Annotated in this window: 15 protein-coding genes; 8 read left to right on the forward strand and 7 right to left on the reverse strand. The window is 60.6% G+C overall.

The genetic code is table 11. The annotated features are described in order from the left end of the window. Positions 1-32: 32 nt before the first annotated feature. A complete protein-coding gene (locus tag ACILSR_RS02025; protein ID WP_395748049.1) occupies positions 33-902 on the forward strand; it encodes an FHA domain-containing protein in 870 nt (289 codons plus the stop codon). 67 nt (positions 903-969) lie between these two features. Here ACILSR_RS02025 and ACILSR_RS02030 read toward each other — a convergent pair whose 3' ends face one another. Then, positions 970-2,430, reverse strand: a complete 1,461-nt coding sequence (locus ACILSR_RS02030) for a hypothetical protein (RefSeq protein ID WP_395748050.1) — start codon at positions 2,428-2,430, stop codon at positions 970-972. A gap of 182 nt (positions 2,431-2,612) precedes the next feature. Beyond that, a complete protein-coding gene (locus tag ACILSR_RS02035; protein WP_395748051.1) occupies positions 2,613-4,037 on the reverse strand; it encodes an MFS transporter in 1,425 nt (474 codons plus the stop codon). On the opposite strand from ACILSR_RS02035, the gene ACILSR_RS02040 reads away from it, so the two are divergent. Further along, a complete protein-coding gene (locus tag ACILSR_RS02040) occupies positions 4,036-5,583 on the forward strand; it encodes a hypothetical protein (protein WP_395748052.1) in 1,548 nt (515 codons plus the stop codon). The genes ACILSR_RS02035 and ACILSR_RS02040 overlap by 2 nt on opposite strands. Before the next feature lie 105 nt (positions 5,584-5,688). Here the strand turns inward: ACILSR_RS02040 and ACILSR_RS02045 are convergent, their stop codons facing one another. From ACILSR_RS02045 to ACILSR_RS02060, 4 genes are read right to left on the reverse strand one after another with little or no spacing between them, the layout of a single operon-like run. Beyond that, on the reverse strand, positions 5,689-6,234 hold the full coding sequence (locus tag ACILSR_RS02045) for a hypothetical protein (RefSeq protein ID WP_395748053.1): 546 nt from the start codon (positions 6,232-6,234) through the stop codon (positions 5,689-5,691). 3 nt (positions 6,235-6,237) lie between these two features. Next, entirely contained in the window at positions 6,238-6,666 is a 429-nt protein-coding gene (locus ACILSR_RS02050) for an ExbD/TolR family protein (RefSeq protein WP_395748054.1), read from the reverse strand. Between the two features lie 8 nt (positions 6,667-6,674). Then, positions 6,675-7,316 (reverse strand): MotA/TolQ/ExbB proton channel family protein, encoded by a 642-nt coding sequence (locus tag ACILSR_RS02055; RefSeq protein ID WP_395748055.1) that lies wholly within the window; start codon positions 7,314-7,316, stop codon positions 6,675-6,677. 57 nt (positions 7,317-7,373) lie between these two features. Continuing rightward, complete coding sequence (locus ACILSR_RS02060; protein WP_395748056.1) at positions 7,374-8,189, reverse strand: energy transducer TonB; 816 nt, start codon at positions 8,187-8,189, stop codon at positions 7,374-7,376. Positions 8,190-8,355: 166 nt separating this feature from the next. On the opposite strand from ACILSR_RS02060, the gene ACILSR_RS02065 reads away from it, so the two are divergent. The 6 genes from ACILSR_RS02065 to ACILSR_RS02090 all read left to right on the forward strand — a co-directional run bounded on the left by ACILSR_RS02065 (position 8,356) and on the right by ACILSR_RS02090 (position 18,720). After that, positions 8,356-9,474 (forward strand): hypothetical protein, encoded by a 1,119-nt coding sequence (locus ACILSR_RS02065; RefSeq protein WP_395748057.1) that lies wholly within the window; start codon positions 8,356-8,358, stop codon positions 9,472-9,474. 102 nt (positions 9,475-9,576) lie between these two features. Further along, entirely contained in the window at positions 9,577-11,910 is a 2,334-nt protein-coding gene (locus ACILSR_RS02070) for a TonB-dependent receptor (RefSeq protein ID WP_395748058.1), read from the forward strand. A gap of 224 nt (positions 11,911-12,134) precedes the next feature. Beyond that, positions 12,135-14,423, forward strand: coding sequence for a TonB-dependent receptor (locus ACILSR_RS02075; protein ID WP_395748059.1), 2,289 nt, complete (start codon positions 12,135-12,137; stop codon positions 14,421-14,423). A 165-nt stretch (positions 14,424-14,588) separates the two neighbouring features. Beyond that, a complete protein-coding gene (locus tag ACILSR_RS02080) occupies positions 14,589-15,281 on the forward strand; it encodes a Fe2+-dependent dioxygenase (protein WP_395748060.1) in 693 nt (230 codons plus the stop codon). A gap of 6 nt (positions 15,282-15,287) precedes the next feature. Beyond that, entirely contained in the window at positions 15,288-16,436 is a 1,149-nt protein-coding gene (locus ACILSR_RS02085; protein WP_395748061.1) for a PepSY-associated TM helix domain-containing protein, read from the forward strand. Between the two features lie 154 nt (positions 16,437-16,590). Beyond that, positions 16,591-18,720, forward strand: coding sequence for a TonB-dependent receptor family protein (locus ACILSR_RS02090; RefSeq protein ID WP_395748062.1), 2,130 nt, complete (start codon positions 16,591-16,593; stop codon positions 18,718-18,720). Between the two features lie 72 nt (positions 18,721-18,792). Here the strand turns inward: ACILSR_RS02090 and ACILSR_RS02095 are convergent, their stop codons facing one another. Further along, a complete protein-coding gene (locus tag ACILSR_RS02095; protein ID WP_395748063.1) occupies positions 18,793-21,036 on the reverse strand; it encodes a WD40 repeat domain-containing protein in 2,244 nt (747 codons plus the stop codon). Between the last annotated feature and the right edge of the window lie 110 nt (positions 21,037-21,146).

Here is a 21,146-nt window from a genome sequence, read left to right on the forward strand (position 1 = left end):
TTGCCACAATGGTGCGTTAATTCCGACCGACCATGAGCACCACCCTCCTCCAGTCCTGGCTGCGCCTTCCCAACGGGGAGCGCCATGACTTGAGCGGCACCTGCAGCATCGGCCGGTCGCCGGACAACACTCTCCCCATCGCTGACAAGGAGGTGTCCCGCCGCCACGCCATCATCCAGGCGCAGGGCGAGCGTGAATTCTGGTTGGTAGATCTCGGCAGTGCCAACGGCACCTATGTGAATGGCCGCCGCATTTCCCAGTCCGTGCGCCTGCACAATGGGGACATCATCCGCGTAGCCAGCAACGAACTGGAGTTTGCCACGGAGATTCTCAGCGCCCTGCATCCCGCCGGCCAGCAGGCCATGGCCTCCACCATGATCCAGATCCGCCAGGCCCAGTGCTGGCTCATGGTGGCGGACATCATCGGCTCCACCCAGCTCTCCCAGACTCTCCAAGGCGCACAGTTCCCGCGCATGACCGGCAGCTGGTTCAAAAACTGCCGCCAGATCATCGACGAATGTGGCGGCCACATGTCCAAATATCTGGGAGACGGATTCTTCTGCTACTGGGACGACACGCCGGACAGCGCCATCCAGGTGCGGCAGGCTGTGGCCAGGCTCCATGAGGCTCAGAGCCCGGCCAATCCGCCCTTCCGCGTCGTGCTCCACTTCGGTGCTGCCATGCTCGGCACCGTGCCCACCATGAACGAACTCAACCTCCACGGCCCCGAGGTGAACTTCGTCTTCCGCGTCGAAAAAGTGGCCGCCTCTCAAAAACAAAACACCCTCCTCACCGAAGCCGCCGTGAAACGCATGGCCGCGGAAAACGAAGTCCGCTTCGTCCACGAAGGCCCGGTCGAAGGCTTCTCCAAGCCCTCCAAATTCTACACCCCCGACCACTGACCTCCCAAGTTAGTGAGGCGGCCACTCGTGCCCGCCCCCCGGCATCCATTGGAAAACTCAGTCCTTTTCACTTCGCGTCTGCTACAGGAAACAGCCGGTGCATCGCCCGCACCGCGCTGTCCACCAGCAACTGCCCTGCCTCCGGCCCCACCTTGTTGACGTGCGGCAGGCCACTGTAGCTCCCACCATGGATCGCCAGCTCCGTCGGCAGGTACATCCCGCAGCCGTTCGTCAGTTGCAGCACAAAGGTTTGCTGCCCCGGGCTGCGCGCCTTCATCTGCACGCCCCAGTCCAGATACAGCTCAAAGGTGTTCGTCGTCAGCGCCACATCGCCCAGCCGCAGCACATGCAGCTCCATCTCATACGGCGGCAGGTCCTTCTGATGCTCAAACCGCTCCACGATCCCCTTCTCCAGCCGCAGCATCGTCGTCACACGGTTGTCCGGCTTCTCCACCACGCTGTACTGCGTCACGTTGCGTTTCGCATCTTCATACTCACGCTCCAGGATCACACGCGGTGGCAGCGCCAGATCCTCCACATGATGCCCCAGCACCGCATCCTTGCGGATGTCCGTCCTCGCCGCATCCAGCGTGTCGGCCACCGCATGGGCCAGCCGTCTTCCCAGCTCCTGCTGCCGTGTCAGCCCTCGCAGCTTCAGCATGCGCGCCTCCGCCTCCTTGCGGTACTGCGGGTGGGGCGACTGGTCGCCCGCCGCGCTGCACCAGCCCAGCACTGTCAGCTCTGGCAGATTCAGCTTCGCCCTCAGCTGCTCCCGTGCATCGTGCCAGAAGTCCGCGTTCAGCGTGCTGCGGCTCTCCACCTCCTGCGCCGGGCATGCGATGTTCACCGCCACCGCCATCAGCTTCTGGTTCGCATCCCAGAAAAACAGCGTCTCCACCCCGGAGTCCGCTCCCGCCTCCAGGTGGCGGAATCTCGCATCCCCCGTCTTTGCGTACATCTCCGCATGCCCGTCCGCAAACACGGAGCGCCGGTTCTCACCGATCTGCGCAAACCCCAGCGTCCAGCTCACCCCGCCCGGCGCACGCTCTTTCCACGCCTTCACCACCGCCTGTGACAGCCGCTCCATCATAAACGCCGTGTACTCCGCAGGCTGCATCACCCCCTCCTTCGGGATCGGGTACGTGATCAGCGTCTCCTCCATGATCTCCGAAGTCACCGGCGCAGTATGCGTGTGCGTGGCGGACACGATCACCTTCCGCACATCCAGCTCAGGAATCAGCGGCTTCAGATGCTCACGAAACTGCGCCAGCACCGAGTGATGAATCCCCACCAGGTCACACGAAATAAAAACCGCCTGCTCCACCGGCTTTCCGTTTTCCACAGACTCCAGCGCCACCACCGCAGCCATCACCGGCGCCTCCACACTTTTCGAGACACGCGTCCCAAACTGCCCTGCCAGCGCCACAGGCCTGTCTGGCGTGATGCTCACCGTCGCCGCACCCACACGCAGATCCGCCGCCCGTGCTGAAGACAGCGCCAGAAGAGAAAAGAATATCCATTTCATCATGACGCCGTTTCAATACGGCCCTCCCCGCCCCTTCCATCAGAGCCGCATCACATTGCACTCCCTGCCCCACTTCAGGCTTCGTCTTTCGTCACAGTTCCATCATCCGGCTCACACCCCTCCGGTTCTTCAACAAGCGTTCAGCCACGGTAAACCACCGTTAACAACCGTAAACTTCTTCCCAGCTAGTCCACCGCGCTCGCCATCCCATCCTCCTCCTTGGGCTCAGACGGCAGCAGCAGCGCGATGAACGCGGCAGGAATGAACAGATAGCTGGCGAAGAGCATCGCCTCACGCACGTTCGGCACGGCCTGATACACGCCAAAGAAAACCGTGCCGGCGGCCGCGATGATACGACCAAAGTTGTAGCAAAAGCCGGCCCCAGTGGTGCGCAGCAGCGTGGGAAACAGCGGCGGCAGGCACATGGTGAACAGACCGAACACCCCCTGGCATGCGCCAATGAGCGCGAAGAGCCATTTCATCGTATTCCAGGAATGCTCCCAGTAAAAGGTGGCAAACATCGCGCCAAAGTAGGCCAGCATCATCCAGAAGATGGCGTTCCGGTAGCCCATCAGCTTCGCCAGACCGCCGGCGATGAAGTTGCCGATGACCGAGCCAAACATGATCCACATCAGGGCTGCCCCGGCGGATTCCGCCTGGCCCTGTTTCGACATCGCCATGACTTCCGGCAGCTGCTTGACGACCTTGGCCTGCCAGAACAGGAACGCCCAGTGCGCAGTCAGGGACACGCCGCAAATGATGAGCACCCGCCAGGTGGTGCTTCGCACCGCTGGGCCAAACAGCTCACCGACGCCCGGTGCCGGTTGCTTTCCGCGGGCTTCTTCCCAGGTATCGGTCTCGGGCACCGCCTTGCGGATCCACACTGTGATCAGCGCGGGCAAAATGCCGACAAGGAAGAGGTATCTCGGCTCCTGGCCGGAAAGAATCCAATGGGCCAGCACCGCCAGCAGCACGCCGAAGTTCACTGCACTCTGCAGCACCGCGGCGATCCACGGCCGCCATTTTTTCGGCCACGTCTCTGACAGCAGCGATGCGCCTACGGCCCATTCACCGCCGATTCCGAGCGCCGAAAGGAAACGGCACAACATGAGATGCCACCACTCCGTCGCAAAAAACGACAGGCCGGTGAACAGCGCATACGTCAGGATGGTGAGCATCAGCGCCTTGCTCCGGCCCAGCACATCGCCAATGCGGCCAAAAAAACCGCCGCCCACCGCCCAGCCAACAAGGAAGGCTGCCTGGATGATCGAACCCTTCACGCCGACATCGGCCGAGTCCTGCGGCAGATCCATCAGCTGCGCCACGAACACCGTCCACACCAGCGTGTAGAGATGCATGTCCAGCCCGTCGAACAACCAGCCGAGCCATGCGGCGATACCCGACTTCCATTGGTGCGGCGAAAGGTCACGAAGGTGGGTGATTTCAGAAGTGGCTGGTTGGCTCATGCGGGCGCGAGTCTTTAGCAGTACGCCCGGAATGGCAAGCTCTTTACCCACCGCCCCAAAATGATCTTGGCAAGAATGGCGCTGAACGAGGGGCTTGGGATGAAGTTGCAATTTCCATCGTGAAAAGACGTTCGTTGCGCTCATGCCTTCACGTCTTGCACCCCGTTTTCTGCTGCTCGGCCTCGTCACGTTCGGTTCGCCCGTACTCTCTCAGGAAGCCCCTTGGGTGCGCCCGCCAGCGCAATTGCTCAAAAAGGGGGAGAAGCAGCTCTTTGTGGACAGTCTGATGATCCGCGAGAAACACGGACTGACTCGCGTGGTGCATCCGGCCAGAAAGCTGGAGCATCCAGTGCTCACTGCGGAGATGCCGTGGGAGGTGCGGACGAAAGAGGGCGTGGTGGACAAGCGGGTGAACATCTACGGAACCGTGCTGCACGATGAAAAAAACCGCTCCTTCCGCATGTGGTATGCAGATCCCGGCAGTGTCCTCTACGCCACCTCTGCCGACGGCATCCACTGGGAAAAGCCCGTTCTGAACATCGCCGGCGCCACCAATGAAACAGATCTGCACCTCCACAGTCCCAGCATCATTGAGGACAAGTTTGAGACGGATCCCAGGAAAAGATACAAGGCCGTGGGCAATGCGAGCCGGGGCGTGGACGAGGCAAAGCTTCAGCGGCTCAAAGACAAGTTTGAGCTCGTGGACTGGTACCGGGACAAGGATCACCGGCTCTATTACTCCGCCTATTCTGCCGATGGCTGGCATTGGACCATCGAGCCGGAGCCCATTCTGCTTGGGTGCGACACCATCACGCTTTCCCAGGATCCGCAGACCGGCGAATACCTGGCCTTTCACAAGCGCCAGGGAGATCCGCGGGTCGTCGGTATCCGGCACGTGTTTCTTTCCGTCAGCAAAGACATGCAGCACTGGTCTGAGCCGCAGCCCGTGGTCGTGGCCGATGAAGTGGACAACAAGGCGGCCCGGAAGCTCAAGGGTGGAACTTATTCGGAGTATTACAATCTGTCCGCCTTCCCTTATGCGGGCCAGTGGCTGGGCTTTGTCACTCATTTCCGGCGGGTCGAGCCTCCCTCAGCCTTGTTTGGCAATGACGAAGTCAATGGCCAAAAGAGGTCCGCGACAGGCATCATTGATGTCAAGCTCGTCACCAGCCGGGATGGCCGCCACTGGGATCGCTGCTCAGATCGCAGTCCGGTGATTCCGCTGGGTCCGCATGCCTATGATGCCGGCAGCATCTTCGGCCTCAGCAATGCGCCCGTTTTTGTCGGCGATGAGATGTGGATGTATTACACCGCAGTCACCACTCCGCACGGCGGCCTGGCACCAGAGAAGCAGCAATCCATCGCCCTCGCCGTCTGGCGCATCGATGGCCTCGCTTCACTGCGGGCTGGAGAAAAGGCCGGCACCTTGGAAACCCACGAATTCACTCCCCAGGGCACTCAGCTCTATGTCAATGCGAACGTCGCAAAAGGACGGCTCATGGTCGAGGTGCTGGATGTGACCGGCCGCACGATGCAAGGCTACGAAAAGGAAGCCTGCGTCATTGAATCTCAAGACGGCGTGAAACTGCCCGTTCGGTGGGGAAATCTTTCCACGCTCCCAACAAACGCCCCCATGCGTCTGCGTCTCCACCTGCAAAGCGGAGACGTGTTTGGCTACGTGATCGAGTAATACCACACGCCATCGCCCCGAGTCCCAAGTCTGATTGTCTCTTGGTCTTCTCGCCTTCCCAACCACCGTAAACAACCGTAAACCACCGTCAACTTCCCCGCTCCCTCACTTCCCTTTCGCCAGCTTGTTATACTTCTCCACCAGTTCGTTAAACTCCCGCGTCCGTGCATTCAGCTTCGCGATCGCGTCATTCCGCTCCTCCACCAGCTGCTTCAGCAGCTCGTTCTGTTTCTCCATCGCGTTGTTCTGCGTGTTCACCACAGCGTTGTGATCTTTGATCGCCGCCGCGCCTTTGCCAAAGGCCAGCTGCGTCGCTTCCAGGCCATGCTGCATCTGCATCAGCTCGCGCATATAAATCGCGATGGTGATCCCGCGCGCCACCGAGTCGGCGGAGAGGTCATTATACTCGCGTGAGACTTCCACCAGCCTCGCCTCCACCTCGGCGCGCAGCTCCGTAAGCCGCGCAATTTCTTTTTCGTACTCACGCACCTTGCGCTCTGCCTCGACGCGCATGGCATTCTCTGCTTCCAGTCGCTTGACAAGATCACTGATGTGGCCCCTCAGACGTTCCTCGCGCTGCCATTGTACCAGCATGATGCCGCAGAGGCCCAGAGAGATGAATATCAGCAGCGTGATGAGCAGGCGCTTCATGTCTCAGGGATTCGGCTTGGCCGCGTTGGCGGGTTTGACGTTGAAGGCCACTTTGGTGAATCCCACGCGCTTCGCCGCGTCGAGCACCTTCACCAGGTCGGCATAGCGCGTGTTCACATCCGCGCTGATGTACACGGGCGTCGCGCGGTCTTTGCCAAAGTGTTCCGACAGCTTGCGTTCCAGTTCTGGAAGCGTGACGGCCGTCTTGTCATAGAACACATCGCCCGCGGCATTCACCGCCAGATTGATCATGTCCGGCTTGAAATCCGACTGCGTCGCAGAGGCGACCGGCAGGTCCACCTTGATGGTTTTCTGCTTCGTCATCGTCAGGCTGACCATCATGAAGGACGCCAGCAGGAAAAACATCACGTCGATCAGCGGGATGATCTCGAGCCGCGTCTTGCGCTCAGGCAGTGGGGAATGAAGCTTCACGGCGGTGATCAGGCCTTCGAGGTGACTTTGTCAAAACCGTGCTGCGCGGCAAGGATCAGCACATTGTTCGCGGCGGCTTCCAGGTCAAACTTCAGCCCGGCCAGCCTCGAATGGAAATAGTTCATCGGCACCAGCGTGCCGATGGCAATGCCCAGGCCCGCAGCCGTGGCGATCAGCGCCTCGCCGATGCCGCCCGTGACCTTCTCCACCGCCAGCTCGCTGCTGCCGATGCTCGTGAAACTGCCCATGATCCCCGTCACCGTACCCAGCAGTCCCAGCAGCGGCGCCAGGGTGACGATCGTGTCCATCGCGCTCAGGTAGCGTCCAGCATCGCGCAGTTCCTGCCCGGCGGCCACTTCCAGCGCACCCTGCATGCTCGTGTGGCGGTGGTTCAGCCCGTGGTGGATCATGCGCACCACCGGATCGCCCGATTTCGCCGAATGCGCTATCGCTTGCGCGAGGTTTCCGGCCTCCAGCTTTTCGTACACTTCATCCATCTGCTTGGTCGAACGTTTCGCGGAAAAACGCAGCCACCAGAACACGCGCTCCACAAAGATGCACGCGGCCACCAGGGACACCACGGCGATCGGATACATGATGGGACCGCCTTTGTGAAAGAGATCGATGACGACGTTGGCAAGGATGGGCATGAGGGGGGAGTTGAAGCTGGCAGAGATAAAAGAGAGGGAAGGAGGAAAGGAATGCCTTCAGCGCAGGCGGAAGGTCAGCGGCAGCGTGTAGCGGTGCGCCGCTCCTCCGGGCCACTGCCAGTTTCGGCGCACCCACGAGGCAGCATACTCATCCAATGAACTGAAGCCGGTGCTGCCCACCACAGTCACACCTTCCACCATGCCAGAGGGTCCCACGCTGATGCTCAGACGCACCGTTCCCTGCATACCTGCGCTGCGCGCAAAGTCAGGGTACGAGGGCTGCGGAAATTTGCCTTTGCCACCGCTGCCCGCCGTCCCGGTGCCGCCGGCGGTTCCTGCCTGCGATGTGCTTGAGCGTGTGCCGCTGCTGCTGGTCATGGCTGCGCTGCGTGTGCGCTGTGGAGCGGGGGCAGGCTTGGGTTTGACCACGGGATCTACGGGGCGCAGTGCATCCTCGATTTTAGGCGCGGTCGGCACCGCAAAGATGTCCTCCATCGTCATCGCCTCGGCGATCTCCGGCAGGTCCAGATTTTCAGGCGGCGTTTCGACGGTGTCAGGAATCTCTACCGGCAGCACCGGAGCCACGTCCGCGGACGGCTCGTTGCTGGCTTCCGCCATCGAAAGCAGTTCTGCCATGGACGTCTCCACCATCGGTATCTCCTCAGTCTCGTCGAGATCCCCGAGCGACTTCAGGTGAATCGGCGGCAGGTCGGCGGCAAACATCCCGATCACTCCCACCGTCAGGAAGCTCATCGTGATGCCAACCACCCACGACAGAGTGATGATCACCCGCACCAAATTGCTGCGACGCTGCACCACCGATGCAGCCGGCAGGCCGGCAGCGGAGCTAGGCTGGTGGAGGTCGTATCCCATGGCGGGCAGGGGGTTTATCATCGAAGAGGTCATCGCACAAGGCAGGGAGCGGGCGCGGAAAATGATACGTAAGCATGTCCTGTCAACTTGCAATTGCGACTCAGTCGCATCATTGTACCATTTTTGACCACCTTCCTGCCAGATTTGTCTTTTCTGCCCCTGCCACATGCCCCCGCCTGATACCAGCCCTGCCGCACCGCTGTCCGACTCTCCGGAAGACCGCAATGCCGTGGCCAAGACGTGGATGCAGCGCGGCATCGCCCTCCTTTCCGCCAGCAACCCTGCGTCACTCCAGGAAGCAATGCACTGCTTTGATCAGGCCCTGGCCATCCGCCGCGAACTTCCGTTTGAGGGGAGCGCCTGGTTCCGCTGGCTCCTCACCGCCTGCTGGATGAACCGGGGAGATGTGCTGACTCGCCTCGGCAAACCGGAGGACCTGAGCGCCGCCATCCAAAGCTTTGACGAAGCCATCTTCCACCTCCTTCGCCTGCCTTTGGACGCAGACCCTCAGTACCGCTCACGCCTGGCTCTCGCCTGGATGAATCGCTCCCTGGCTCTCCGCGCACAGGCCACCCCCGAAAGCCTGAACGAGGCCATGCTCTCGCTCGACCGTGCCAAAACCGTTCTTGAAGAAAGCGTCACATCCGAGCGCCCGCTGAACATCTCCATGCTCGCAACCCTGCTGCTCAATCGCGCCGCAGTGCTGCTTGAGCTTTCTCCTTCCCGCCCTCTGGAGTCGCTGGAAGTCGCACAAGCCGCTCTGAACCTCAGCCAGCCCACCGAGCACCAGGTGCTGCAGGCCGCCGAGATCAGCCTGAAAGCCCGCCACATTTTCTGCCGCGCTGTGGCCGTGCTCTTGGAGACACCCCCGGTGGACACCACCCGCGCCGACGACTGGATCATGCAGGCCACCGACAAAGTGGACGAGGCCATGCACCTCACCGCCAGCTGGGAGAGGCATGCCGGCGCCTCGCACTTTCGTGGGCTTCGTCAGGAATTGTTTCGCTACGGCTGCCACCTCCTCCTCGCCTACCAGCCGCACTTCATGGCGGAGTTTTTGCTCGACGTGCTCGATCCCGAACAAGGCTCGCCGCTCCTCGCCAGGGAAGACGAGTTGTATCAGGTGGGTTTGGAATCTTTGGATCTTGCAGCTTCGGAACTCCGCCGCCGTGGCCCCCTCGATCTTGGATTGCAAAAAATGGACCGTCTCATCGAAGTGCTGGAGTCGCTCAGCCACGCAGCAGAACGGATCAAAAAGCGTGCAATGCAGCCATCGGCGGGATGATTTCTGTCCACGTAGGGACTTGGCCAGGCAGCATGATTGACGGTTTTCCCACAGCGCCCTTAATCGGCGCCGCTGCAAAACCACCATTCATTCTCCTCCCTCATGTCAAAGCACTCCCGCTACTCCCGCCGTCGCTCCCTCCAGCCAGGCGCCGAATCCCTTGCCGTGACCACCCTGCTCTGCGCCGCAGGCAGTCTGTCCGCCCAGACCGCAGCGAACAAGCCAGCCACGGAGCCGGCCAAGCCCTCCGCGCCGACCAACTTGGAGGAAATCGTCGTCGAGGCCAATGTGTACAACCCCAAGCGCATGCAGTCTCCCAAGTACACGGAGCCGCTGCGCGACATTCCGGCGACGCTCTCCATCATACCCAAGCAGGTCATCGAGGATCGCGGTGCCTTCACCCTGCGGGACGTGCTGAGAAACACTCCCGGCATCTCCATGCAGGCGGGCGAAGGCGTCAGCACCGGCAGCGGCGCAGACAGCCTCTCCATCCGTGGCTTCAGTTCCCGCAGCGACTGGTTCGTGGACGGCATCCGTGACTACGGCAACTACAACCGCGATCCCTGGAACATGGAGCAGGTGGAAGTCGCCAAAGGCCCCGCCTCTACCACCATGGGCCGCGGATCCACCGGCGGTTACATCAACACCGTCTCCAAGATGGCCAATTTGACGGACTCCGTCCTCGTCAACACGACCATTGGCACCAGCAACCTCTACCGCGGCACGATTGATGTGAACGAAAGGCTCACCGCTCACAGCGCCCTCCGCCTCAACGGCATGTACAACTCCAACGACGTCCCCGGCCGCGACAACGTCTTCCAGGGCCGCTACGGGATTGGCGCATCGCTGGCTTTGGGTCTCGACACGGACACCCGCTTCACCCTCAACTACATGCGGCAGGAGGAAAATAACATGCCGGACTTCGGCCTGCCCTTTGTGCCAACCAATGGCACTTTCTCCGGAGCCGGTGCCAGCCTGCAGGGCTTCACCAACCAGATCGCCCCGGTCGATTACAGCACCTTCTACGGCCGCCGGAACTACGACTTCCAGAAGATCCAGACCGACGTGGTCACCGCGATCTTCGAGCACGACTTTTCCAAGACGCTGCGCTTCCGCAACACCACCCGCTGGGCACGCAATCATTTCGACATGCGCGCCACCGCTCCGCGCTTCATCGACACCGCCCCCGGTACCCCGGGCAACCAGTACACCTCGCAGCTGGTCCTCGAAGACCAGCGCCGCAAGGCAACCAACTCCATCCTCACCAATCAGTCTTTGCTCAACGCCGACTTTGACACCGGCAAGCTCAAGCATGCCCTGGTGCTGGGCCTGGAGCTCTCCTATGAGCAGCAGCTCACCGCCACACGCGCGGGAAATGTCACCACCACGGATCTCTATGACCCCACCCTCACTGGCTCTCTGACTCCCGCTCAGGCGGCCGCCGCCCCGAACCGCACCACCACCATCGCCGGCACCAGCCCCACCGATCTGCCGCCGACGGCGGAAGCTCATCTGGCCACCATTTCGGTGTACGCCATGGACACCGTCAAGATCAACAGGCACTGGCAGATCAGCGCCGGCATCCGTTACGACCACATCCATTCCGTGCAGCACGGTTATTACCCCACCGGGGCCAATGACATCTTCGGCTACAATGTTCCCGGCCCCTCCAACACTGACGACGTCTTCACCTGGAAGGGAGCCATCACCTACAAGCCGGTGGACTACGGCAGCATCTACCTTGGATATGCCACCTCCTACAATCCCACCATCGACGGCGGCAACGTAGGCCAGCTTGGCCTCACCACCAATGGTGCCGCCGGCGGCATCGGCAACACCTCCTTTCAGGGGCTGAATGCCGAAATGAGCAACAGCTATGAACTCGGCACCAAGTGGGACATCCTGAAAGAGCGCCTCTCCCTGACGGCCGCCCTTTTCCGCACCGAGAAGGTCAACGCCCGCACCACCAGTGCAAACACCACCAACACCGCTGGCAACCAGACCGTGGACGGCGTGGAGTTCGGCATCGCCGGAGCCCTGACCTCGAAGTGGCAGATCTTTGCCGGTGGCACCCACATGGCCAGCTTTGTCCGCAACTCCTCAAATCCCGCTGAAATCGGCAACTCATTGCCCAATGCCCCGGACTACACCTTCAACCTGTGGACCACCTACAATGTGACCGACAAGTTCCAGATCGGCGGCGGCACCCAGTACATGGGCAAGATCCTCGGTTCCTCGTCCAACCCCTCCCGCGTCATTCCCGACTACTGGACCACGGACGTCATGCTGAGCTACCGCATCACCAACAACTTCAGCCTGCGCCTGAACGTCTATAACATCGCCAACCAGCGCTACATTCTCAGCGCCAGCAGCGTGGGTAGCGCCACACCTGGACCGGGACGCTACGCAGCGCTGACCGCAAGCTTCAAATTCTAGTTCCCATAGGTTGGGTTCAGAGGTCAATGGGCCTTGGAGCACCTTTACGGTGTCATCCAAGGCCCATTTTTGTGCCTTCAGTGCGGCTCTCCGGACACTTTTTAACCCGCAATTGCTTTCAGCACTTTCAGGGTTGACTCGGCTAACAATTGAGACTTAATCGCAACTCGTTAATGAAAACGAATCTCATTATCAATTGAACTAGCCCATTCTCTTTCGCCTCCATGTACCATCAACTCCCTCCATCCTTCCGCCGTCGCTTCCTCAAAACGGGCACAGAAGCCCTCTCCCTGACCTCCCTGCTTTGTTCAGCGGGCAGCGTGAGTGCTCAGAGCGCCACCCCTGAAAAGCTCAAGCCCCAGGCCGAAAACATCCCCACGGAGATGCCGGAGGTCATCGTTGAAGCCGCAGGCTCGGTTTACAACCCTTCCCGCCTGCAGTCCGCCAAATACACCGAGCCTTTACTCGACATCCCGCAGACCATCACCGTCATCCCCAAGGCCGTCATCGAAGACCGCGGTGCTTTCAGCCTGCGCGATGTGCTGAAAAACACCCCCGGCATCTCCATGCAGGCTGGCGAAGGCGGCACCACATCCGGAGACAACCTCTCCATCCGCGGCTTCACCGCCCGCAGCGACATCTACCTCGACGGCCTGCGCGACTACGCCTCCTACAACCGTGACCCCTTCAACACCGAGCAGGTCGAGATCACCAAAGGCCCCTCGTCCTCCACCACCGGCCGTGGCTCCACCGGCGGCTCCATCAACACCGTCAGCAAGATGGCCAATCTGACAGATTCCATTCTGACCACCCTCAGCGTCGGCACCAGCAACCTCTACCGCGGCACCCTCGATGTGAACGAAAAGCTCTCCGAGCACTCCGCCTTCCGCCTCAATGGCATGTACCACACTGCGGACACTCCCGGGCGTGACAATGTCTCCATGGAGCGCTACGGCATCGGCGCATCGCTCGGCACCGGTCTCGGCACGGACACCCGCTTTACGCTGAATTATCAGCGTCTCGAGGAAAGCAACATCCCCGACTACGGCCTGCCATGGATCCCCAACAACGGCACCTTCAGCGGCACCGGAGCCGGACTCACCAACGATGTGAACCAGGCGCCTCCCGGCGTCAGCTTCAATACCTTCTACGGACTTCCCGGCGTGGACTATGAGAAGATCCAGACCGACCACTTCACCGCCATCTTCGAGCACGACTTCACCCAGGACATTCGCCTGCGCAATGCCACCCGCTACTCCCGCAGCCACCGCGACTCCGTCAGCACCTCGCCACGCCTTCGAGACGTCGGCGCCGCGGCCGGGAATCAGTACACCACGATCCTGAACCGCCAGCTCCAGCGTCGCCAGCAGTTCACCGAAATGTTTGGCAACCAGACCAATCTCGTCGCCAGCTTTGAAACCGGTTCCATCAAGCACGCGCTCGTCACCGGTATGGAGTTCTACCTCGAGCATCAGCAGAATGCCAACGTCGCCGGCATCTCTTCCCTCACCGATTTGTACAACACCGGCCTCAATCTTCCCCCGAGCGCCTTCCCTCCGGCCAATGCTCAGGACATCACCAGCACCTACCCCGGCCTGCCTCTAGCGACCGAGGCCTACCTCTACACCTGCTCCGCTTATATCTTCGATACCATGAAGTTCGGCAGGCATTGGGAGATCAGCGCCGGCCTTCGTTACGACCACATGTACGCCACGGTCAGCGGCCCTGGCGGTTCATCCGTCGGCAGGTTCTCCAATTCGGATGACCTCTTCAGCTACAAGGCCGCTTTGATCTACAAGCCCGTGCGCCAGGGCACCATCTACTTCGGCTACGGCACCTCCTTCAATCCTACGATCGACGGCGCTTCCGGTGCCGGCCTCGGCCTCACCACCGGCAATACCGCCAACAACGCCAGCTCGGCCGGACTGAATCCCGAGCACACCTCCACCTATGAACTCGGCACCAAGTGGGACGTCCTCAAAGAACGTCTCTCACTGACCGCCGCCATGTTCCGCACTGAGAAGACCAACGCCCGCACCACCGATGCCTCCGGCATCACCACCGTGGGCGGAGATCAGCTCGTCCAGGGCATCGAGTTCAGCATCACTGGCAACATCACCAAAAGCTGGCAGATCTTCGCCGGGTATGCCGTCATGGAGAGCAGAACAAGAGCCTCCACCACCGCTGGCACCGTCGGCCAGTCCCTCTCGAACGCACCACCCCAGACCTTCAATCTCTGGACCACTTACACCCTCTGGGAAAAGACCCAGTTCGGCTTCGGCCCGCAGTACATGGCCTCACGCACCAGCAGCGATGCAGCCACCGGCGCCCGCACCGCCCCTGGCTACTGGACCATGGATGCCATGGTCAGCCACAAGTTCAGCGAGAAATTCAGCCTGCGCCTGAACATCTACAATCTGGCCAACGAACGCTACATCGGCAGCGTCGGCGGTGGTCAGTTCGTCCCCGGCCCCGGCCGCTCCGCCGCCCTCACCGCCAGCATCAAATTCTAATCCTTCTCTTCCTCTTACTCCTCCTCTTCCTCCCTTGAGCATTCACGCACAAGGGCAGGGAGAGCCCGCCTGCGGTTCCGGACATTTTCTGTCCCTCCACTCGGATCGTTCTACCGCCCTCTTGACCCGTCTCCCTCTTCCCCCCACCCATCTCCCCCTCTACCCATGCTCATCGCCATTCCAGACGTTCTAACCCCCGAACAAGTCGCCCACGCACGAAAGCTCCTCGATGCCGCCGAGTGGGTCGATGGCAAGGGCACCGCCGGCTACCAGTCCGCCAGGGCAAAGGACAACATGCAGCTGCCGGAGAACAGCCCCGCCGCGCGTGAACTCGGCGACATGATCCTCTCCGCGCTTTCCAAAAATCCGCTCTTCAATGCCGCGGCGCTCCCGTTGCAGATTTTCCCGCCGCTCTTCAATCGCTACTCCGGCGGCCAGTCCTTCGGCACCCATGTGGACAATGCCATCCGCATTCACCCAACCGCTCCCGTACGCATCCGCACCGACCTCAGCGCCACCCTCTTCTTCGCAGGCCCGGAGGAGTACGACGGCGGCGAGCTTTGCATCGAGGACACCTACGGTGTGCAGCGCGTCAAGCTGCCCCCCGGCCACATGGTGCTCTATCCCTCCACCAGCCTGCATCACGTCACCCCCGTCACCCGCGGTGCCCGCATCTGCTCCTTCTTCTGGCTGCAGAGCATGATACGTGACGACAGCAAACGCTCCCTGCTCTTCGATCTCGATCTCTCCATTCAGCGCCTCGGCCGCGATCTCAAAAACAACCCCGTCGCTGAACAGACCGCCGTGCAGCTCACCGGCGTTTATCACAATCTCCTCCGCCAGTGGGTGGAAATGTAATTTCTCGTGAAGCCCACTTTTCATCGCCTCATTTTCTGGGGCCATCTCGTCATCGGCCTCGTCGCCGGCCTGGTCATTCTCTCCATGGCCGCCACCGGCCTGATAATCTCCTACGAAGCCCAGCTCCTTGATTGGGCCAACCGTGATCTCCGCGTCATCCCGGGCACTGCTCACCTCGATGTCGAAACCCTGCTCGCCAAAGTCCACGAGACCAAGCCCGACCTGCAACCCAGCGGCATCACCTGGAAAGCAGACCCCGCCATGCCTGTGACGCTCACCATGGGCAAAGAGGGCATCTTCTTTGCCAATCCCTACACGGGCCAGTTACTCGGAGAAGGCCACCGCGCCTGGCGTGACTTCTTTCACGCCGCCACCGAATGGCATCGCTTCCTCATCGGCACGGGTCTTTCCAAAGACACAGGCAAGGCCGTCACTGGCGCGGGCAGTCTCCTCTTCAGCCTGCTCCTCATCTCTGGCATCTACCTCTGGTGGCCCCGCCACTGGCGCTGGTCCAGCCTGCGTGCGATCATCCTTCTCAATCCTCAGCTCAGAGGACGTGCCCGGAACTGGAACTGGCACAACGTTTTCGGCTTCTGGAGCGCGCTGCCGCTGCTCCTCATCATCCTCACCGGACTCATCATGTCCTACGGCTGGGCAAACAACCTCCTCTTCACCCTCACCGGCACCCAGCCACCTCCCCCACGCGAACGCCCCGCGGGTGGCCCCGGCAGCCCCAGTGGCGGCGGCAAACGCGAAGGAAATGGTTCTCCGGCACCCGCACCTTCCCTCTCCGGCCTCTCTCCTCTTCTTGCCCAGGCACGCCAGCAGATTCCCGGCTGGACCACCCTCAGCCTGCGCATGCCGTTGAAACCCGGCGATCCTTTCCCCCTCATGCTTGATCGCGGCGGTCGCGGCCAAGTCCACCTCCGCACCATGCTGAATCTCGATGTGGCCCAGGGCAAAGTGCTGCCCAGCCCCGACGACATCCAGCAGCAAAACCTTGGCCGCCGCCTTCGCATGTACGCCCGCTTCCTCCACACTGGTGAGCTCTTCGGCTTCGTCGGCCAAACCGTTGCCGCCCTCGCTACCATCTGCACCATCCTCCTGGTTTGGACCGGTTTTGCTCTGGCTTGGCGGCGCTTCACAAAATCCTGACCGCCTGCCACGCCACGTCCTGACAGGCGCTGGAGCACAAGAAAGTCTCACAAAATTGCAATTGAGACTCTATCGCAGAAAGGACTTGAGCGTTAACAAATCTCGCGCAAAATCCCACCCTCTTTTGCGACGGAATCTCAGTATCAACACTCTCATGCCATCGACTTTCGCTCCTCTCATCCGCCTTTCCACCGGACCGATCATCGGCGCTTCCGCCATCCTTTTCCTGGCACTGGCCTCTCATAGTCGTTCCCAAACGGCCAGACAAATCGCCGAGCAGCTTCCTGAAATCACCATCACCGCAGAAGCCGAGCGTGAGCCGCAGGTCATCATTCCCTACCTTCCTCCCGTCGAAGGCACCAAGATCTACGCTGGCAAAAAAGCGAGCTCTCTGAACATCCAGGCGCTCCCTCAGGTACAGGCAAACAACTACAGCCAGGCCTTTGCCATGACGCCCGGCCTGATCACTGCCGAGGAAAGCACCCCGCTGGTCAGCCTTGGCTATCGTGGGATCGGCTCGCCAGACCGTGCCCAGTATTTCATGATGCTGCAGGATGGCATCCCCATCGCCGCAGACCCTCAGGGCTACCCCGAGTCCTACTGGACCCCGCCGCTGGAGTCCACTCAGCGCATCGACTTCGTCCGTGGCGGTGCCTCCCTGCTCTACGGCCCGCAGCCGGCCGGCGCCATGAACTACGTCTCCTCCATGCCTCGCACTGACCGTCTCTTTGGCATGCAGACCAAGCACATCTTTGGCAGCAACGACCTCTACTCCACCTTCACCTCCATCGAAGGCAGCGCTGGCAAATGGAGCTGGTACGGCTGGTTCAATCACCGCTCCGGCACCGGCTTCCGCAGAGCCAACAGCGACTTCAACGTGGATGGCGGCCGCTTGAAGCTCATCTACCAGCAGGCCACCGACACACGCTGGATCTTTTCCCTCGATGCTGGCTCTGACCGCCATGGCGAACCCGGCGGCCTCACCGCCGTGGCCTACAACGCCGACCGCAATCAAACCGTGCGCCTCACCGACCGCTTTCACCTCAGCCGCGTCGTCGCCAGCGCCGAACTCCAGCACAAATTTTCCAGCAAGACAGAACTCAGCGTGAAAACCTGGGCCGGTGCCTACGACCGCTGGAGCAACCGTCAGACGGGCGGCTTTGGCACCGTCACCGCCCCCACCACCGCCATCCAGCACCAGCAGTTCTACAATTGGGGTATCGAGCCCCGCATCCGCCACGATTACGAACTCTGGGGCGGCGAGCACTCCCTCGCCGCAGGCATGCAGTTCTACATGTGCCATTCCCCCCGCAAGGATGCCACCGGAGCCTTTCCCACGGACAACATCGGCACCGTCAACACTGTCGCCTCCCGTGATGTGATCTACGGCTCCTTCTTCGTCGAAAACAAGTTCACCTTCGGCCGCTTCACCATCACTCCCGGCTTCCGCATGGAGCTGGTCAACCAAAACATCACCGTCAAAAACATCGGTGTCGTCAACACTCAGCGGGATGCCAGCAAGTTCGACAAGCAGCCGCTCTTCGGCCTCGGCCTCTCCTATGACCTCGGCCACCAGTCCGCCGTCTATGCCAACATCTCCCAGAGCTACCGTGCCACCACCTTCGGCCAGTCGCTCATCCCCGCCGCAGGTGGCACGGCCAGCGATGTCGCCCCATCCCAGGGCTGGAGCTATGAACTCGGCCTCCGTGGCAATCCCAAGCCCTGGTTCAGCTATGACACCTCCTTCTTCCTCGTGGATCTCGATGACAAGCTCGGCACCGCCGGCGTGAACATCCAGAGTGTCGGCCGTAGCATCAATTACGGCTGGGAAGGCGCCGCACAGTTCGACGTCATCGGCGGACTCGATGCCCTCAACGGCACTCATCGTGGCGAGCGCCTCGGTGCCCTCAATCTCTACGGCAACGTCTCCCTGCTCGAAGCCCGCCTCTCTGGCGGCGTGAACAACGGCGGCACCCCGCAATACGCACCGCCCTACATCATCCGCACCGGTGTCATCTACAAACGCCAGAGCGGCCTGAAGATCGCCTTCCTCGGCACCTTGATGGCCCGCCACAACGGCACCGACAACGCCGACGCCCGTTTCGACATCCCTGCCTACACCACCTGGGATCTCACCGCCGAAGCCCCCATTGGTAAAAACTTCTCTGTCATGGCCGGCCTCAACAACGTCTTCGACAAGCACTATTACTCCCTCGTCAACAGCAGCGGCATCATCCCCGCCTATGGCCGCAACTTTTACGTCGGCGGCAGCCTGAAGTTTTGATCTGAATTAGGTTGGATCAATTCCCTGCGGGGCGCGGAAGTCGTGTTCCGCCGCCGCAGGGAAAATTACCGCCTACTTCAGCCGCCAGCACTCAATGCGGCTTTTGTCCGCCGTACCTCCCATGGACGGGCCTGCATGCTGAACCAGGATGAAAAGGAACTGACCATCACGAGATGGGACCACCTTCTCCATCCGGTGTCCCGAACACTTGATCCCAAAACGGGGAGTCCCGTCCATGGAGTAAACACCGAGAGAGTAAAACCCCGAGTTAACAAAGAATGCCTGGGAATCAGCGGTGAAGCCAACCGGACCGAACCGTAGACCGCTGCCGCGAAACATCGACTGCATGCGCTTCGCGGTCACATCCCACAGGATGACACGCTCATCCTCCGCCACCGAAATGAGCCGCGTGGAGTCCGGCGAAAATACAAACTTGGCCGGGTACGATGCATGACCGGCAAACTCTGTGACCACCTCCGCCTCTTTGCTGGAGTCGAGCAACTGGATGGTTTTAAACTCTTCATCCACCAGCGCGATCCACTTCGCATCTGGCGAGAGGGCCGTTTTTCTTCGGCGGTTGCGCTCATGATCACGTGACCAAACGGTTTTAAAAGTAGCCAGGTCCACCCAGAAGAACCGGTCATGGTTGCTGTCTCCTTCGAACAATCCAAACGGCTTGTCTGCGGCGACTTGAAAACGGGACTGCGGGGCAACCGCCTGCCAGGACTCCTCCCCGCTCGCCGCATCCCAGACCCGGATTTCATGGATGGTTCTTGAGGAATGGAACAGCAGCTTGCTGCCGTCCGGAGTGAAGAACACGTTCAAATACCGTCCGTGCTCGGCAATGCGCTGCTTTTCCTTTCCATCCCCCGCATCCAGCACACGCACACCGCCATCTTCGGCGGTCATTCCCACGGCCAGCAATGAGCCACCTGGCTGAAGAACCAGACTGTTTCCCAGACCGTTCAGTTCAACTGCCCACTCCGGCTTTTCCAGAAATCGTCCGGGCATCTTCAGTTCCGCAACCGCGGCAAAGCCGATCTTGAAATAGTTTTTCAACAAAGCACGAAGCTCGTCCGCCTTCTCGTCTCTCCAATTGTGATCGAAGGAAAAATCCTGCGCCACTTTCTCCAGGAAAAAAGCCAGGTAGAGCACATCCATCGGGCGCAGGCGATCAAACGACGGATCGCTCACCAGAAGCTTGACGATTTCCTTTGCCTGAAGTGGTCTGCGCTGATCCAGCCTTTTGATAAACACCGACTGAGCTGACGAACCGCCTGTGTCATTCAGCTCTGTATAAAACCATACTGCGACCACAGCCCGATCTGCTTCATCCCCGAAATCTGCCAGCGTCGCCATCACCTTTGCACGTTCCCAGCTGTCGTATTTCTGACTGTAATGCTGGAAGGCCAGGTCCTTGATCTGTCTTGCCCGGCTTGGATCTGCATCCATGGCGGCCGTGTATTGTTTCAAGGCGATCAAATCATCTGCATTGGCAGGCGCGAAAAAATGCCTGGCATAGGTGCTGATGAATCTAGCTCCCTTCTTCGGATCATCGATGGCCGTCTCCTTCAGCCCTTGTCTGCGACCCGTCTGAAGAAACTCCACCAATGCCGGGGCCCCAAGTTCACGCACGGCGCTGATCATTTCCTGCTCGGTGGCATACCAGTCCTGCCACAGTCCGCTGGACATGAAGATGTCATCTGCAAGATAGAGCAGCAGCCAGGCACGGGTTTTGGGCGGAAGGCGGTCCACTTTGTCCCTGAATTTTTTCACCGCCGGCTTCGCTTCCTTCTGCACCGGGGAAACACCGTTGGTTGCGCGCCGGTATAAAAATTCATACCAGCCTAGCCAGTCTCCATTCGACTTCCTGAGCTTCCACCAGGTTTCCGCATCCGGCTCGAAGTCCGCTTTGTCATTGGCACCACCCTTGAAATCCCACCCCACCAGCCTCAGGCAGTGCCGCGCCACTTCAGCAACAGTTTGCGGACTGGTTCTGATTTTTTTATTGGGCCAATCCCTCTCCGACAAGGCCGGGAGGGTGGGAGAGAAATCATCCACAAGCCTGATGCTCACAGGCACAAAGTCCGTCGTCTCTTTGGCCACAAGCGCCAGCAATGCCAGCAGGCGAATGTCTGCGTCCTGGTGCCCAGAAAGCCGGACCAGTTCGGTGCTTTCAAAAGAGGCCGAACGAAGCTTCTGGAGGGTGTCCCATGCGGCTTTGATCTGACTGTTGTAGTTGTAATCCTGCGGCTGGCAGTTCAGGAGAAATTCCCACGTTGTGACAAACGGCAGCTCCTTCTTGATGGCCTTCAACTGATCCTCAGCTTCAGAAGCAAAAGCAGGAGCTGCCAGCATAGCAGCACACAACAGGAGTCTTAGAGAATGGAAGGCAGCTCCAGAGGTCATGCGGAAACGGAGTATCT

Source organism: Prosthecobacter sp. (genome assembly GCF_044222565.1).
Taxonomy (GTDB): Bacteria; Verrucomicrobiota; Verrucomicrobiia; order Verrucomicrobiales; family Verrucomicrobiaceae; genus Prosthecobacter.

Bases quoted from the DNA above. Each gene is read 5' to 3' on its own strand.
- ACILSR_RS02035 (WP_395748051.1), bottom strand. From the start codon at position 4,037: ATGAGCGCAACGAACGTCTTTTCACGATGGAAATTGCAACTTCATCCC.
- ACILSR_RS02080 (WP_395748060.1), top strand. From the start codon at position 14,589: ATGCTCATCGCCATTCCAGACGTTCTAACCCCCGAACAAGTCGCCCAC.
- ACILSR_RS02075 (WP_395748059.1), top strand. From the start codon at position 12,135: ATGTACCATCAACTCCCTCCATCCTTCCGCCGTCGCTTCCTCAAAACG.
- ACILSR_RS02060 (WP_395748056.1), bottom strand. From the start codon at position 8,189: ATGGGATACGACCTCCACCAGCCTAGCTCCGCTGCCGGCCTGCCGGCT.
- ACILSR_RS02025 (WP_395748049.1), top strand. From the start codon at position 33: ATGAGCACCACCCTCCTCCAGTCCTGGCTGCGCCTTCCCAACGGGGAG.
- ACILSR_RS02065 (WP_395748057.1), top strand. From the start codon at position 8,356: ATGCCCCCGCCTGATACCAGCCCTGCCGCACCGCTGTCCGACTCTCCG.
- ACILSR_RS02030 (WP_395748050.1), bottom strand. From the start codon at position 2,430: ATGATGAAATGGATATTCTTTTCTCTTCTGGCGCTGTCTTCAGCACGG.
- ACILSR_RS02055 (WP_395748055.1), bottom strand. From the start codon at position 7,316: ATGCCCATCCTTGCCAACGTCGTCATCGATCTCTTTCACAAAGGCGGT.
- ACILSR_RS02090 (WP_395748062.1), top strand. From the start codon at position 16,591: ATGCCATCGACTTTCGCTCCTCTCATCCGCCTTTCCACCGGACCGATC.
- ACILSR_RS02045 (WP_395748053.1), bottom strand. From the start codon at position 6,234: ATGAAGCGCCTGCTCATCACGCTGCTGATATTCATCTCTCTGGGCCTC.
- ACILSR_RS02040 (WP_395748052.1), top strand. From the start codon at position 4,036: ATGCCTTCACGTCTTGCACCCCGTTTTCTGCTGCTCGGCCTCGTCACG.
- ACILSR_RS02070 (WP_395748058.1), top strand. From the start codon at position 9,577: ATGTCAAAGCACTCCCGCTACTCCCGCCGTCGCTCCCTCCAGCCAGGC.